Below are 15,469 nucleotides of genomic sequence, written 5' to 3' on the forward strand. Positions count from 1 at the left end.
CACGTCGGCAGAGGGGACAGCGATGCTCACCATCGACGGGGTGACGAAGCACTTCGGCGAGCGCCTGGTGCTCGACGACGTGGGGTTCACGGTCGGCAGCGGCCGGCTCACGGGGTTCGTCGGCGGCAACGGTGCCGGCAAGACGACCACGATGCGGATCATGCTCGGGGTGCTGCAGGCGGACGCGGGGACGGTGTCGATCGACGGCACCGCGGTGGGCCCGGCGGACCGGCGGCGCTTCGGCTACATGCCCGAGGAACGCGGGCTCTACCCGAAGATGCCGGTCGCCGAGCAGATCACGTACCTGGCGCGGCTGCACGGCGTCGGCAAGCGGGCGGCGGTCGACCGGACGGCCGCGCTGCTCGAACGGCTGGAGCTGACCGCACACGCGGACGACGCGGTCGAGAAGCTGTCGCTCGGCAACCAGCAGCGCGTGCAGATCGCCGCGGCGCTCGCCCACGAGCCGGAGGTCCTGGTGCTCGACGAACCGTTCTCGGGGCTCGACCCGATGGCGGTCGACACCGTGCTGACGGTCCTCCGCGAGGCGGCGGCGGGCGGTGCGCCGGTCCTGTTCTCCAGCCACCAGCTGGACGTCGTGGAGCGGCTGTGCGACGACGTCGTCGTGATCGCCGGCGGGACCATCCGTGCCGCGGGCCCGCAGGAGGAACTGCGTCGGGCCGGTGCGGCTCCCGCGTGGGAGCTGCTGGTCGACGGCGACGTCGCCTGGCTGCGGGACGAGCCGGGCGTGACGGTGCGGGAGTTCGACGGTGGCTACGCCCTGTTCGAGTCCGACGACGCGACGGCGCAGCGGGTGCTGCAGCGCGCGGTCCAGCACGGGACGGTGGGGTCGTTCGCGCCCCGGGTCCCCCGGCTCAGCGAGGTCTTCCGGGAGGTCATCCGATGAACAGCTCGTTCGCGCAGGCGGTGCGGCTCGTGACCGCACGGGAGATCCAGGCGCGGCTCCGCAGCAAGGCGTTCGTGGTGTCGGCGGTCATCCTGGTCGCCATGGTCGTCGCGTCGATCGTCATCGGCGGGTTGGTGGGCAAGGCCACCGCGAACGACACCACCCCCGTCGCCGTCGTGTCGGGAGTCAGCATGCCGACGACGTCGGGTCTCCACGTGACGCAGACCCCGACGGTCGCGGCGGCGGAACGACTGGTGCGGAGCGGCGCGGTCGACGCGGCGATCGTGCCGGCGAGCGGCCCCCTCGGCTACGAGGTCGTCGCGCTCGACACCGCTCCGACCGACGTCGTGTCGAGACTGAGCGTGACGCCGCGGATCGAGCTCCTCGACCCGAAGGCCCTGCCCGGCGGCCTGGTCTACCTGGTCGCGCTGGCGTTCGGGGTCGTGTACTTCGCCTCGGCGGTGACGTTCGGCCAGTCGATCGCCCAGAGCGTCGTCGAGGAGAAGTCGACGCGCGTGGTGGAGATCCTGATGGCGGCCATACCGGCCCGGGCGCTGCTCGCGGGCAAGGTGCTCGGGAACAGCGTGATGGCGTTCGCGCAGATCATCGCGGTCGCGATCGCGGCGACGATCGCGCTCGCGGTCACCGGGCAGGACAACATGTTCACGGTGCTCGGCCCGAGCATGCTCTGGTTCGTGGGCTTCTTCGCGGTCGGGTTCGTGTTGATCGCGTCCCTGTTCGCCGCCGCGGCCGTGCTCGTGTCCCGCCAGGAGGACGTCGGCAGCGTCACGATGCCGGTGATGATGCTCGTGATGATCCCGTACGTGCTGATCATCGTGGCGTACGACAACCCGACGATCCTCGGGATCATGTCGTACGTGCCGTTCAGCGCGCCGATCGGGATGCCGATCGGGATGCCGATGCGGATCTTCCTCGGCACGGCGGAGTGGTGGGAGCCGATCCTGTCGCTCGTCGTCGTGGCGGTCTCGGTGGTCGTGGTCGTGCTGATCGGGGCCCGGATCTACGAGAACGCGCTGCTGCGCACCGGTGGTCGGGTGAAGCTGCGAGAGGCGCTTCGGGCCTGACCCGCCCCGGGGCGGGTCAGGGGGCGCGCTCCGCGGATGTCGGACTGGAGGCCCGGCGGACGTGAGCCGATCGGCTCGCGCTTACCGGGCCTCCAGTCCGGTGGGGGCCGCGTTCCGCGGCCGTGACGCGGAACGTTTACGTGGGAGCCCCCGACGACACCCGATCGAAACACGAGGGAAACGGGGGCGACACGGCTCCGCAGAACACTTGTGGCATTACCTGTCAACCGACAGGTACTCCGCGAAAGGTCTGCAGCCATGCGTACTCGGCAGTCACCGCTCCACGCTCCGCGCACCACGACCACCACCGACACGACCAGCCCCGACACGACCAGCCCCGACACCCAGGGGCTCGCCCGGCTCGGGTACGAGCAGGAGCTCCACCGTGGGGTGGGGCCGTTCTCGTCCTTCGCCGCCGGCTTCTCGTTCGTCTCCATCCTGACCACGGTGTTCCAGCTGTTCGGGCTCGGGTTCGGGCTCGGCGGCGCCGCCTTCTTCTGGGCGTGGCCCCTCGTCTTCGGCGGCCAGCTGCTCGTCGCGCTCAACTTCGCCCAGCTCGCCGCGCACTGGCCGATCTCGGGAGCGATCTTCCAGTGGTCGAGCCGCCTCGCCGGGTCGGCCTTCGGGTGGTTCACCGGGTGGACGATGATCATCGGGCAGATCCTGACCGTCGCGGTCGCCGCGATCGCGGTGCAGGCGGTCCTGCCCGCGATCTGGAACGGCTTCCAGATCGTCGGCGGTCCGGGTGCCGATGCCTCGCTCGCGTCGCCGACGGGGGCCGCGAACGCGGTGGTCCTCGGGCTGGTGATGCTCGTGGTGACGACGCTCGTGAACATCGTGAGCGTCCGGCTGATGGCCCGGGTCACGAGCCTCGGCGTCGCGATCGAGATCGTCGGCGTCATCGTCCTGATCGGGGCGCTGTTCTTCCTGCCGCAGCGGAGTGCCGCCGTCGTGTTCACGACCGCCGGGTCGACGAGCACCGAGCCGTACCTGTGGGCGTGGCTCGCCTCGTCGCTGATGGCCGCGTACGTCATGGTCGGCTTCGACTCCGCGGGTGAGCTCGCCGAGGAGACGCACAACCCGCGCAAGACCACGCCGAAGACGATCATCCGGGCGCTCACGGTCTCGGGCCTCGGCGGCGGGCTGCTCATCATCGGCGCGCTCGTCGCGGCGCCGAGCCTGACGGACGGCAAGCTCGCCACGCAGGGACTGGCGTGGGTGATCACCGCGACGCTCGGGGACGTGTTCGGTCGCCTGCTGCTCTGCACCGTCGCGGTCGCGGTGTTCGCCTGCACGCTCGCCGTGCAGACCGCCGGTGCCCGCATGGTGTTCTCGATGGCCCGTGAGAAGGCGCTGCCGTTCCACCGGACCCTGTCGAAGGTGTCCCCGCGCACCGGCACCCCGATCGCCGCGTCGGTCGTCGTCGGGGTCGGCGCCGGGCTCGCCCTCGCGGTGAACATCGGGCAGTCCGCGATCTTCACCGCCCTGTCCAGCCTGTGCATCGCGATGCTCTACCTGGCGTACCTCGGGGTCACCGGGCCACTGCTGGTCCGGCGCATCCGGAACCGTGGGCGGGCGTTCGAGCCGGGCGTGGACGAGGACGGCAAGCCGCTCTTCGACCTCGGACGCTGGGGCATCCCGGTCAACGCGGTCGCCGTGGTCTTCCAGGTCGGCATGGCCGTGAACCTGATCTGGCCGCGACCGGAGATCTACGACCTGACCGGGCACTCGTGGTGGCTGCAGTACAGCGCGCTGCTGTTCATCGGTGGCTCGCTGCTCGTCGGGTGGGCGTACTCGGCTCGACGGCACCACGCGGAGGGCCCCATCCGGCTCGGCGAGGTCCCGACGACGGGGCCGACCACCGTGCCGGCACACGCGGGGACGCCGGTCGTCGACGCCGTCTGACGGCGCGGCCGGCGCCCGGCCACTGCTCCACTGCTCCATCCCCGAAGGGACTCCCCCGATGCGCGACCTCCACCAGACCGACAGCGTGCTCGCCTCGCGCTCCGACGCACGGGCGCAGGCCGGGGCGCACGCCGACTTCATGCCGTACCTGCCGGCGTCGTCGTCGCCGTTCGTCCCCGAGGGCGTCGACCCGTCGACGCTCGTCTGGGCCGAGACCGTCGCGCCGGGCGGGTACACGCACAAGGTGCTCGCCCGCGGGACACGCTTCCGGTTCGACGACCCAACTGGTCAGGCGTGCGCGAACACCGTGGTGTTCAACGCGCTCGAGCCGTGGGAGCGGCTGAACGTCGCGGACACGCAGAAGATCCCCTGGCAGGCGTACCTCGGAGCCGGGTCCCCGCTGCTGAGCGGCGACGGACGGGTGCTCGCGTCGATCATCGAGGACACCTCCGGCCAGCACGACGCGTTCTGCGGGACGTCGACCGACGCGTGGAACGAGCGCAAGTACGGCGGTGCCGCTCCCGAGGGGCCGACGCCCAGCGGGCGCGGTCTGCTGACGAAGGCGGCGGCGAAGCACGGGCTGACGAAGCGGGACCTGCCGCCGAGCGTCTCGTTCTTCCAGGGTGTCCGCATCGACCCCGAGGGCGCCATGGCGTTCACGGGATCGGCGGGACCCGATCGGCACGTCACCCTGGTCGCCGAGCTCCCGCTGCTGGTGCTCGTCGCGAACGTGGCGCACCCGATCGACCCACGGCCGGGGTACGCCGTCGGCCCGCTCCGGGTGCACGCCTGGCGGGGCGCACCGACCGGGCCGGACGACGACCGGTTCACCGCCACGCCGGAGCTCACCCGGGCCTACCGGAACACCATCGACCACGCGGAAGCCCGAGGCCTCTGAATGCCCGACACGACGACGCCAGCCACGACGATGCCCAGCACCGCGACGACCGACACGACGATGCCCAGCACCACGACGACCGACGGGTGGTCCTCCACCGTCCCCGTCGGCGCGGTCTTCGCACCCGACACGGTGCTCGACTGGAGTTCCTCGATGGTCCCCGGCACGACCGTCCGCGACGACCGGGTCGCCCCGCTCGCCCCGTGGTCCGCCGTCGTGCGCGCGGGCCAGGTCCTGACGATCGTCGACGTCGGCGGCAACCAGAGCGCTGACTGCCTGATCTACGACGCGGAGGACCCCGACGAGCGGTACAGCGTCCCGGACACCCTCGCCGCGCAGGGCAACGCCTACGTCCGGACCGGCACCGTGTTGATGTCGAACGAGGGCCTCCCGCTGATGACCGTCGTCGGCAACGAGATCGACCGGCAGGACACGATCGGCGGCGCCTGCTCGAAGGAGTCGAACACCCTCCGGTACGGGCACCACACCGCGTACCAGCACGGCTGCCGCGAGAACTTCCTCGCCGAGGCGTCCCGGCACGGCCTGGGCGCCAGGGACCTCGTGTCGAACCTGAACTGGTTCATGAACGTCCCGGTGGAGGCCGACGGCGCTCTCGGGATCGTCGACGGCATGAGCGCCCCCGGCAAGCGGGTCGCGATCCGGGCGGAGCGCGACGTGCTCGTCATCGTGTCGAACTGCCCCCAGATGAACAACCCGTGCAATGACTTCAACTGCACCCCGCTGCGCATGATCGTGGTCCAGCCGTGACCGCCGCGCCCGACCCCACCGGGAGCCCCACCGTGACCGTCCCCCTCGACCGCGACACCGTCCTCGTCGCCAACCGCGGCGAGATCGCCCGCCGGGTGATCCGCTCCGCCAAGGCCCTCGGGATGCGCACCGTCGCCGTGTACTCCGACGCCGACCGTGCCGCTCCCCACGTCCGCGAGGCCGACGTCGCCGTCCGCCTCGGTCCGGCACCCGCCCGCGAGTCGTACCTGCGCATCGACGCGGTCGTCCAGGCAGCCCTCGACACCGGCGCGGGGCTCGTCCACCCGGGCTACGGGTTCCTGTCCGAGAACCTGGAGTTCGCCCGCGCGTGCGAAGCCGCCGGCATCCGGTTCGTCGGACCGACTGCCGACCAGATCGTCGCGTTCGGCGCGAAGCACACCGCCCGGGAACTCGCCGCCGCGGCCGGCGTGCCGATGCTCGCCGGCACCGGCTTGCTCGACACCGTCGACGACGCGGTCGCCGAGGCCGACCGGATCGGCCTGCCCGTGATGCTCAAGGCCACCGGGGGTGGCGGCGGCATCGGGATGCAGGCGTGCGAGACGCTCGAGCAGGTCCGCGAGGCGTACGCGAGCGTGGAACGGCTGGCGGCCGCGAACTTCGGCTCCGCCGGCATCTTCCTCGAGCGCCTGGTCCGTCCGGCCCGGCACGTCGAGGTGCAGCTGTTCGGCGACGGTGCGGGTCGCGTCGCCGTGATCGGCGACCGGGACTGCTCGCTGCAGCGCCGGAACCAGAAGGTCATCGAGGAAGCGCCCGCCCCGGCACTCCCCGACCACGTCCGGGAGGCGCTGCACACGTCCGCCCGTCGGCTTGCCGAGAGCGTCGGGTACCGGAGCGCCGGCACCGTCGAGTTCGTCTACGACCCGGTGCGCGAGGAGGCCTCGTTCCTGGAGGTCAACACGCGCCTGCAGGTCGAGCATCCGGTGACCGAGGAGGTGTTCGGCGTCGACCTGGTCGAACTCATGCTCCGTCTGGCCCGCGACGGCGCCGACGGCGTCCCGTCCGCCGTGTTCGACCAGCGGTGGACCGCGACGGGACACGCGGTCGAGGCCCGCGTCTACGCCGAGGACCCGGCGAAGGGCTCACTCCCCTCGAGCGGCCTCGTCACCCAGGCCACGTTCCCGGCCGAGCGGGCAGGCATCCGCGTCGACGGCTGGGTCGAGACCGGTAGCGAGGTGTCGGCGTTCTACGATCCGATGCTCGCCAAGGTCATCGGCACCGGCGAGACCCGTGACGACGCACTCGACGTGCTGCGCGACGGGCTCGCCGACAGTCGGATCGACGGCATCGTGACGAACCTCGGCCTGCTCCGGGCACTCACCGACGACCTCGAGCTCCGCACCGCCACGCACTCGACGTCGACCCTCGACGAGACCGAGGACCCGGACCCGCGCATCGACGTGGTCACCCCCGGCACCATGACCATGATCCAGGACCTGCCCGGTCGGATCGGGTACTGGCAGGTGGGCGTCCCGCCGAGCGGCCCCTTCGACGCCGTGTCCTTCGCCGAGGCGAACGCCGCCGTCGGGAACCCCGCTGGCGCCCCCGCGCTCGAGATCACCGCGAGCGGCCCGACCCTGCGGTTCTCGACCGCCGGCGTCGTCGCGGTCACCGGAGCACCCGTCCCCGTGACGGTCGACGGCGAGCCGGTCGCGCAGTGGGAGCCGGTCGAGGTCGCCGCCGGGCAGACCATGTCGATCGGCACGGCGAGCGGTCCGGGGCTCCGCGCCTACCTGGCCGTCCGCGGCGGCTTCGACGTCCCCCCGTACCTGGGGTCCACCGCGACCTTCACGCTCGGCGGCTTCGGCGGGCACGCCGGTCGGGCGCTCCTCGCCGGCGACGTGCTCCGGCCCGGCTCCCCGGACTCGGACGCACCGCACCCTGCGTTCCCGACGGGCACCCGGCTCGGCCTCGTCGGCGGGCCGACCCCGGCCGATCGTCGTCCGGCGCTGACGGACACGTGGGAGATCGGTGTCACCGAGGGCCCGCACGCCGCCCCGGACTTCTTCACGCGCGACGACCTCGACGTCTTCTACGCGACCGACTACGGCGTCCACCACAACTCGGCGCGCACGGGCGTCCGGCTGATCGGCCCCCGCCCGGGCTGGGCGCGGACCGACGGCGGCGAGGCGGGTCTGCACCCGTCGAACATCCACGACACCCCGTACGCGGTCGGCGCCATCGACTTCACCGGCGACACCCCGATCATCCTCGGCCCGGACGGCCCCTCCCTCGGCGGCTTCGTGTGCCCCGCCGTGGTCGCCAGCGGCGACCTGTGGAAGCTCGGCCAGCTCCGCCCCGGTGACACCGTGCGGTTCGTCCCCGTCCGCGAAGCCGACGCCGCCGCGCTCGACGCGCACCGTGCCTCCAGGACGGTCGCACGGACGGGTGGTGACGGCGACGACGGCGTGATCGCGCGACTCGACGCGACCGACGCGCGACCGAGCGTCGCGTACCGACGCGACGGCGACGACAACGTGCTCGTCGAGTACGGCGACATGACGCTCGACATCGCCCTGCGGATGCGGGTGCACGCGCTCATGACGACGCTGCAGCAGGAGGCCCCGAAGGGGATCCTCGACATCACGCCGGGCATCCGGTCGCTGCAGGTGCACACGGACGCGTCCGTGCTCAAGGCGAGCACCGTCGCCGGGCTGCTCCGCGAGCTCGAGGACGAGATCCCGCCGACCGACCAGCTCGTCGTGCCGTCGCGCACGGTGAAGCTGCCGCTGTCGTGGGACGACCCCGCCACCCGGTTGGCGATCGAGCGGTACATGAACGGCGTGCGGAACGACGCCCCGTGGACGCCGTGGAACATCGAGTTCATCAGGCGCATCAACGGGCTGGAGAGCGTGGACGACGTGTTCCGCACGGTGTTCGATGCGAGCTACCTCGTGCTCGGCCTGGGCGACGTGTACCTCGGCGCCCCGGTTGCGACCCCGCTCGACCCGCGGCACCGGCTCGTCACGACGAAGTACAACCCGGCACGCACCTGGACCGCGGAGAACTCCGTCGGCATCGGTGGCGCGTACCTCTGCATCTACGGCATGGAGGGGCCCGGCGGCTACCAGTTCGTCGGCCGCACCGTGCAGATCTGGAACCGCTTCCGCCGCGGTGGGCTGTTCCAGGAGGACCCCTGGGCGCTGCGCTTCTTCGACCGCATCGAGTGGTACCCGGTCGAGGCCGACGAGCTGCTCGAGCTGCGCGCCGAGACGGACGCTGGCCGCGGCCACTTCGAGACCGTCGACGGCGAGTTCTCGATCGCCTCGTACAACCGGTTCCTGGCCGAGAACGCCGGGTCGATCGCGGACTTCCGCGACCAGCAGGCGCGGGCGTTCGGCGAGGAGAAGGAGCGCTGGCGGGCCTCGGGCGAGTTCGACGTCCGCGACGAACCCGCCGTCGTCGAGCCGACGGAGATCACGCTGCCCGCCGGGTCGACGGCCGTGACCGCGCCGTTCACCTCGACGGTGTGGCAGGTCGACGTGCGGCAGGGCGACCGGGTCACCGCCGGGCAGAAGCTGCTCGCGGTCGAGGCGATGAAGATGGAGTCGATGGTGCACGCACCGGTGGAGGGCCACGTGCTCGAGGTCTACATCAAGCCGGGCGACCAGGTCGCCCCGGGTCAGGTCCTCGCTGCGATCGGAGCACGGGCATGACCGCCGCCGAGCGCGTCCGGGATGCCTACGCCCGGCTGACCGCGGTGGACCGGCCCGAGGTCTGGATCACCCTGCGCGACGAAGCCGACGTCCTCGCCGAGGCCCAGGCCGTCGACCCGACGCTCCCCCTCGCCGGTCTGCTGTTCGCGGTGAAGGACAACATCGACGTGGCCGGGCTCCCGACCACCGCGGCAGCGCCGACCTTCGCGTACTCACCGTCCGCGGACGCCACCGCCGTCGCACGACTCCGCGCTGCCGGAGCCGTCGTGGTGGGCAAGGCGAACCTCGACCAGTTCGCCACCGGCCTCGTCGGCACCCGCTCCCCCCACGGCGCCGTCCGGAACGCCTGGAATCCGACGCGGATCTCGGGTGGATCGTCGAGCGGTTCCGCCACCGCGGTCGCGCTCGGCATCGTGGACTTCGCGCTCGGCACCGACACCGCGGGCTCCGGACGGGTCCCGGCAGCGCTCGGGAACCTGGTCGGGGTGAAGCCGACGAAGGGCCTCGTCCCGAACACCGGCGTCGTGCCGGCCTGCCGGTCGCAGGACTGCGTCACGGTCTTCGCCCGGTCGCTCGGGCTCGCCCGGACCGCCGCCGAGCTGATGGCCGGGCCTGACGGCACCGACCCGCTCGCACGGCCCGACCTGGCCCTCGCGGACCTGCCGACGGTCCCACGGATCGCCGTCCCGCTGCCGTCCCAGCTGCAGGGACTGGCGCCGGGCTGGGCCGAGGCGTTCGCCGAGGTGGTCGAGCGTTTCCGGGCGCTCGGGCACGAGGTGGTCGAGGTCGACATCGCGCCGTTGCTCGACGCGGCCGCGCTGCTGTACGACGGCGCCTTCGTCGCCGAGCGGTACGCGGCCGTCGGTGCCCACATCGAGGCGCACCAGGACGCCATCGGGGGCGACCTCGACCCGTCGGTCGCGCGGATCGTGCTCGGCGGGGCGCGCCCGAGCGCCGCGGACCTGTTCGCAGACCAGGAACGACTGGACCTCCTCGGTGCCGCGGGTCGTGCGGCGCTCGACGGGGTCACCGCGCTCCTCACCCCGACGACCACCTGGCACCCGACCCTGGCCGAGGTGGCCGCCGACCCGATCGGCGCGAACAGCCGGATGGGGCGGTACACGAACTTCGCGAACCTGCTCGACATGGCGTCGCTCGCGGTCCCCGCCGGGTTCGTCGACGGGCTGCCGTTCGGCGTGATGCTGACCGGTCCCGCCTTCACCGACCGGCGTCTCGCCGCACTCGCGGCCACGTTCGCCGCGCCGACGGTCGACCTGCTCGTCGTCGGAGCGCACCTGCGGGACGAGCCGTTGAACGGGCAGCTCGTCGCCGCCGGAGGCTCCTTCGTCCGGCAGGTGCGCACGAGCGCCGACTACCGGCTGTACGCACTCGACACCGTGCCACCGAAGCCCGGACTGGTCCGCGCCGACGGCGGAGCCCCGATCGCCGGCGAGGTCTGGCGGCTCCCCGCCGCCGGCTTCGGCACGTTCGTCGCCGCCCTGCCGGTACCGATGGCGATCGGCACCGTCACGCTCGAGGACGGTAGCGACGTCACCGGGTTCCTGGTCGAACCGTTCGCCGTCGCCGGGGCGCGGGAGATCACGGACCCCGGCGGCTGGCGCGCGTACCGCGCCGACGGCGGCGCCGACGTCGCCGGCGGCGGCGGCGCTCCCGTCCCGGTCGGGGAACGCGCATGACCGTCGGCTGGGACGATGGTCCCGTGCAGCAACCCGACGACCGTCCCGCCCGCGTCGGCCGCCCCCGGAAGGTCCCGGACGCCGGGTCCGGCATGAGCGCCCGTGACCAGGTGCTCGACGCAGCCGCGGCCCTGTTCGTCGAGAACGGCTTCAGCGCCACCACGACCCGAGCCATCGCGGACCGGGTCGGGATCCGGCAGGCCTCGCTCTACTACCACTTCGCCGGCAAGGACGACATGCTCGTCGAGCTCCTGACGACGTCGGTGCGCCCCAGCCTCGAGGTGGTGCGCGGCCTCGAACAGCTCGTCCCGGACACCGCGAGCGCCGCCGGAGCCCTCGCCGCGCTGGTGCGCACCGACGTCGACACGCTCGCGCGAACACCGCACAACATCGGCACCCTCTACCTGCTGCCCGAGGTGCAGGGCGAACGCTACGACGACTTCCGTGTCGAACGCCGGGCGCTCGAGGACACGTACGCACGCCTGGGATCCGCCGCCGCCACCGCTGAGGTCACGCGGACGGTCTCCCCCGAGCGCCTGGGCGCGATGCTCATCCAGCTGGCCGAGACCGTGATCCAGATCCGCCGCGCCGGCGACGTCGAGGACGCCGACCGCGACGCGATCACCACGACCTGCCTCCGCGCGTGCGGCCTCGACACCGGCGCCGTGGACGCGGCATCCGCCGAAGCCGACGCACTCCTGACCACCGTCACCGTCTGACCTCCCTCCCGGAACGGAACACCCCCATGACGAACGCCCTCACCGCGCCCCGCCTGTCCGCCGCGCCCCGGCCCCTCGCCGACGCCGTCCTGCCGCGCACGCTCGTCACGAGCACCGCGCTCGTCCTCGGCGGCGCGGTGTTGACCGCCGCCGCCGCACAGGTCTCCGTCCCGCTCTGGCCCGTCCCGATCACCGGGCAGACACTCGCCGTCCTGCTCGTCGGCAGCGCGCTCGGTGCCCGACGCGGAGCGGCCTCGATGCTCGTCTACGCCCTCCTCGGGCTGGTCGGACTGCCCGTCTTCGCCGCCGGCACGTCCGGAGCGGGCGTCCTGTTCGGTGCGTCCGGTGGGTACGTGGTCGGCTTCGTCGCGGCCGCAGCGGTCGTCGGCTGGGTCGCGGACCGCTTCGGTGACCGGCCGCTCCGCACCGCGATCCTGTCGTGCACGCTCGGCACCGTCGTCACGTTCGGCTTCGGCTTGGCCTGGCTCGCGGTCGTCCTCGGCACCGACCTGCAGCAGACCCTGGCCTACGGCCTGTACCCGTTCATCGTGGGCGGCGTCGTGAAGGCCCTCTTCGGCGCGGCTGTCATCCGGCTCGGGTGGGCGGCGGCGCTCCGCCGCCGCACGCGTTACTGACGGGCGCGGCGCGGAGCTGACTGGAGGCCCGGATCACGTGAGCAGACCTGCTCACGGTCGCCGAACGATCTGCTGACACCCGCACCCGGGCACGACGCATCCGAGTCTCGCTCTCGCGGCCGATAGATGGTCACACGAGGAAGTGTCGCGCGAACGACTGCATCTCGTCACCAATACGCTGAGGTGATGTCAAAACTCATCCCGCGCGAGGCCGCGCCTCCGGCCCAGGAGAAGGTCGTTGTGTCGCGCAGCGGGAACACCTGCGCATACCCCAGATGCGGGTTGATCCTCACCATCGAGTCGCTCGCAGACGACGATCGACCGAAGGCGACAGGGAAGGTGGCACACATCTGCGCAGCGAGTCCCGGCGGCCCGCGGTATGACGAGGCGATGACCAAACAACAGCGGGGGTCGGCGGACAACCTCATCTACTTGTGCGGCCCGCATCATGACGCCGTGGACGCCCAGCTTGAACTGCACACGGTCGACTTCCTACGCGAAGCCAAGCGCGTGCACGAGGCGAAGGTGGCGCGCGGCGTTCGAGCCGGCCTTGGCGATGTGACATACGCAGAGCTGTCTACGGTCTGCATGGTTTTGGTGGGAGCGAGAGAACCGCTGACGGCGGTGCAAGTGGACATCGCGCTTCCCGTTCAGCAGAAGATCCAGCTCAACAAGCTCGGTCCGGGCGCTGTCGAGCTCATTACCGCGGGCCTTTCGCAGGCAGACCGCGTAGCAAGCTTCATCGCCTTCCAGTCCAACTGGAATCCCGGCTTCGGCAAGACGCTGGCCGCACGGTGCAAGAGTGACTACTACTCGGCGGTTGCGGACGGCCTTCAGCCCGACGAAGTGTTCGACTACCTCGTCCAGCGCGCGTGGGACAACGCGGGCCCTCAGGACACCCCCCAGCTGCGCGCTGCTGCCCTCGCGGTGGTCGCCTATCTCTTCGAAATCTGCGAGGTGTTCGAGCGTGAGTGAACTGTTCCCCGACAAGTTCACCCCTATCGCCAACACCCTCGTGGGGGAGGCTGGGACGATCCTCGGGCTCATGGGCACACGCAGCCTCAGCGTTGGTCAGCTGTTCGTCGAGTATCGAGAAGCGGCGCCGAGCTCGCCCTATGACTCGTTCGCCGCGGCGCTGACCTTGCTTTACGGCGCCGGCGCCATCAATCACCACGACGGAATCCTGAGGGCCGATTAGTGCTGCTTCGTCTTAGTTCCAACAAAGCCGAGTTCAAGCCCATCATGTTCACGCCCGGCTTCAACGCGGTCGTCGCCGAGCGCGCGCCTGACTCAACCGACCAGGACAGCCGCAACGCCCGTGGTAAGTCGACGCTCCTCGCGATTCTCAACTTCGTCCTCGGCGGCACATTCGACAAGAAGATGCAGTTGCTCGCCGACAACGGATGGGAGTTCACCCTCGAGCTCCAGCTGTTCGGCGGCACCGTAAGCGCCACCCGCGCACTCGCCGCCGGCAAGAAGCTGCACGTCACAGCCACCGGCGACGCGGAAGCGTTCATCGCGCCATATCTCGCTGAGGGTCAAATTACGGTCGAGGAGTGGAAAGAGCTGCTGGGACTGGGGCTGTTCCGTCTGGAACCTTCGGAGGAGAAGGTAACCGGCGGCATTTCGGTCCGGACGCTGCTCTCGTATGTCATCCGCACGGAGGCGCCGAAGGACCCGCTGAAGATCGTGGCTGTGCAGAGCGCCACCAGCAGCCGCGAGCACATCGCGTTCCTTCTCGACCTCGACTGGACCGTCGTCCTCGACCTCGCAAACGTGGACAGGGGGCTTCAGCAGCTCAAGACCATTTCGGCCGCGGCGCGCGATGGCCTCGTGACCACCCTCCGCCCTGAAAGCGACCTTGCCCTCGAACGAGCGGCACTCCTCAACGAAGTCGAGGAGTGGGAGGGGCGGATCGAGGGCTTCCGCATCTTGGAAGACCCTAACTCGCTGGTGCAACGGGCAGACGAACTGACGGCGCAGATATCCGTCCTCCGCGACGAAGCAGTCGTCGATGGCCGCATGCGCAGCCTCTACGTCTCATCACTCGCCGACGACACCGACGCGCCCGCCACCGCCGTCGACGTCGAGGTGCTTTTTGCCGCGGCCGGCGCCGTTCTCGCAGATGGGTTCGTTCGCCAGATGCGAGATGTCGCCGCCTTCCATGCCAGCCTCCTCATGAACCGGCGAGCGTTCTTGCACAGCGAAATCGATAGCCTCGACGGCCGCATTGCGGTCCGCAAGGCCGAACTCTCCCGACTTGACGAACAGCGCGCTGGCACGCTCCGCACGCTCGATGCGGGAGGCGCGTTGGACGAATTGAACGCGCTGCGAAACGAACTCGCGACTGTCCAAGCGCACCTCGCCGCGGTAGATCTCCAAATCGAGCAGGCTCGTGAACTCGTCACCACCCGTGAAGACCTCAAACTCCAGCAGTCGACTCTTCGCAAGGGCGCAAGCGAGCAGCTGGCGGGCTCCCGGCAGAAACTCGACCACGTCGGCGCTCAGTTCAGCCAGAAGATGCACCGGCTGTACGGCAAGGACGCCGCTCTCACGGTTGAGGTGGACAACGCGGGCTACAAGTTCACCGTGACCGTCCCGGGCTCGGGAAGCAGTGGAGTAGACCGAATGAAGCTCTTCTGCTTCGACCTCACGCTGCTTGAAGAGGGAGCTGCCTCGGCTCGACATCCCGACTTCCTCGTACATGACTCGGTGGTCTTCGATGGCGTCGACCCTCGCCAACTTGCGAACGCGCTTCGCTCCGCGCAGGAGATGGTTCAAACCACAGGTGGGCAGTACATCTGCACCATCAACAGCAACGACATTCCGCCCGACGTATTGGAGGAGCCGTGGTTCAAGGGCGGCATCGTGCGATCCATCCTTGACACCGAGGTCGGCGGCCTGCTCGGGCGTGAGTTCTAGGACAGAGGAACCCGCCCAGCAGGCGGGCCGCTCCGCGGGCCGCCGCATCTCTACTTCGAGGACCCGCTGCCCGCTGACGGATCCCGAAAGGGAACCGGCGGAGGAGTCTGAGAGCGTCCGGTAGGCCATCCTTGGGTTCAGCCGGTCGTTGCAACACCACCGTGAATCGGAGTGCTGCAGATGGGATCAAGGCTGGAACACCGTGCTCGGGAGGCGCGGTTCTGGGAGCTATTGAGACAGGGCCTCGGACGCACGGCGGCCT

Annotated in this window: 12 protein-coding genes; all 12 read left to right on the forward strand. The window is 70.8% G+C overall.

Annotation, left to right across the window (positions count from 1 at the left end; translation table 11 throughout):
• Window positions 1-22: 22 nt before the first annotated feature.
• Window positions 23-904 carry an ABC transporter ATP-binding protein gene (locus J7E22_RS04375; protein ID WP_214979314.1) on the forward strand — a complete coding sequence of 294 codons (882 nt, stop codon included), beginning with the start codon at window positions 23-25 and terminating at the stop codon, window positions 902-904.
• On the forward strand, window positions 901-1,989 hold the full coding sequence (locus tag J7E22_RS04380) for an ABC transporter permease (protein WP_214979316.1): 1,089 nt from the start codon (window positions 901-903) through the stop codon (window positions 1,987-1,989). The genes J7E22_RS04375 and J7E22_RS04380 overlap by 4 nt, the downstream gene beginning before the upstream one ends.
• 258 nt (window positions 1,990-2,247) lie before the next feature.
• On the forward strand, window positions 2,248-3,894 hold the full coding sequence (locus J7E22_RS04385) for an APC family permease (RefSeq protein ID WP_214979318.1): 1,647 nt from the start codon (window positions 2,248-2,250) through the stop codon (window positions 3,892-3,894).
• Between the two features lie 58 nt (window positions 3,895-3,952).
• A complete protein-coding gene (locus J7E22_RS04390; protein WP_214979320.1) occupies window positions 3,953-4,792 on the forward strand; it encodes an urea amidolyase associated protein UAAP1 in 840 nt (279 codons plus the stop codon).
• 60 nt (window positions 4,793-4,852) lie between these two features.
• Window positions 4,853-5,560, forward strand: a complete 708-nt coding sequence (locus J7E22_RS04395; protein WP_214979361.1) for an urea amidolyase associated protein UAAP2 — start codon at window positions 4,853-4,855, stop codon at window positions 5,558-5,560.
• On the forward strand, window positions 5,557-9,234 hold the full coding sequence (uca, locus tag J7E22_RS04400) for an urea carboxylase (protein WP_214979322.1): 3,678 nt from the start codon (window positions 5,557-5,559) through the stop codon (window positions 9,232-9,234). Before J7E22_RS04395 ends, uca begins: the two co-directional genes overlap by 4 nt.
• Entirely contained in the window at window positions 9,231-10,931 is a 1,701-nt protein-coding gene (gene atzF / locus J7E22_RS04405) for an allophanate hydrolase (protein ID WP_214979324.1), read from the forward strand. The genes uca and atzF overlap by 4 nt, the downstream gene beginning before the upstream one ends.
• Before the next feature lie 23 nt (window positions 10,932-10,954).
• Window positions 10,955-11,650 carry a helix-turn-helix domain-containing protein gene (locus J7E22_RS04410; protein ID WP_308159150.1) on the forward strand — a complete coding sequence of 232 codons (696 nt, stop codon included), beginning with the start codon at window positions 10,955-10,957 and terminating at the stop codon, window positions 11,648-11,650.
• A gap of 26 nt (window positions 11,651-11,676) precedes the next feature.
• A complete protein-coding gene (locus tag J7E22_RS04415) occupies window positions 11,677-12,285 on the forward strand; it encodes a biotin transporter BioY (protein ID WP_214979328.1) in 609 nt (202 codons plus the stop codon).
• A 186-nt stretch (window positions 12,286-12,471) separates the two neighbouring features.
• Window positions 12,472-13,260, forward strand: a complete 789-nt coding sequence (locus J7E22_RS04420; protein ID WP_214979330.1) for an ABC-three component system protein — start codon at window positions 12,472-12,474, stop codon at window positions 13,258-13,260.
• Window positions 13,253-13,483 (forward strand): ABC-three component system middle component 6, encoded by a 231-nt coding sequence (locus tag J7E22_RS04425; protein WP_214979332.1) that lies wholly within the window; start codon window positions 13,253-13,255, stop codon window positions 13,481-13,483. The genes J7E22_RS04420 and J7E22_RS04425 overlap by 8 nt, the downstream gene beginning before the upstream one ends.
• 44 nt (window positions 13,484-13,527) lie before the next feature.
• The gene (locus J7E22_RS04430; RefSeq protein WP_214979334.1) at window positions 13,528-15,207 is read left to right on the forward strand and encodes a DUF2326 domain-containing protein; all 1,680 of its coding nucleotides are present in this window, start codon (window positions 13,528-13,530) and stop codon (window positions 15,205-15,207) included.
• Window positions 15,208-15,469: the final 262 nt, after the last annotated feature.

It is taken from the genome of Curtobacterium sp. ISL-83, from assembly GCF_018613895.1.
Classification (GTDB): domain Bacteria; phylum Actinomycetota; class Actinomycetes; order Actinomycetales; family Microbacteriaceae; genus Curtobacterium.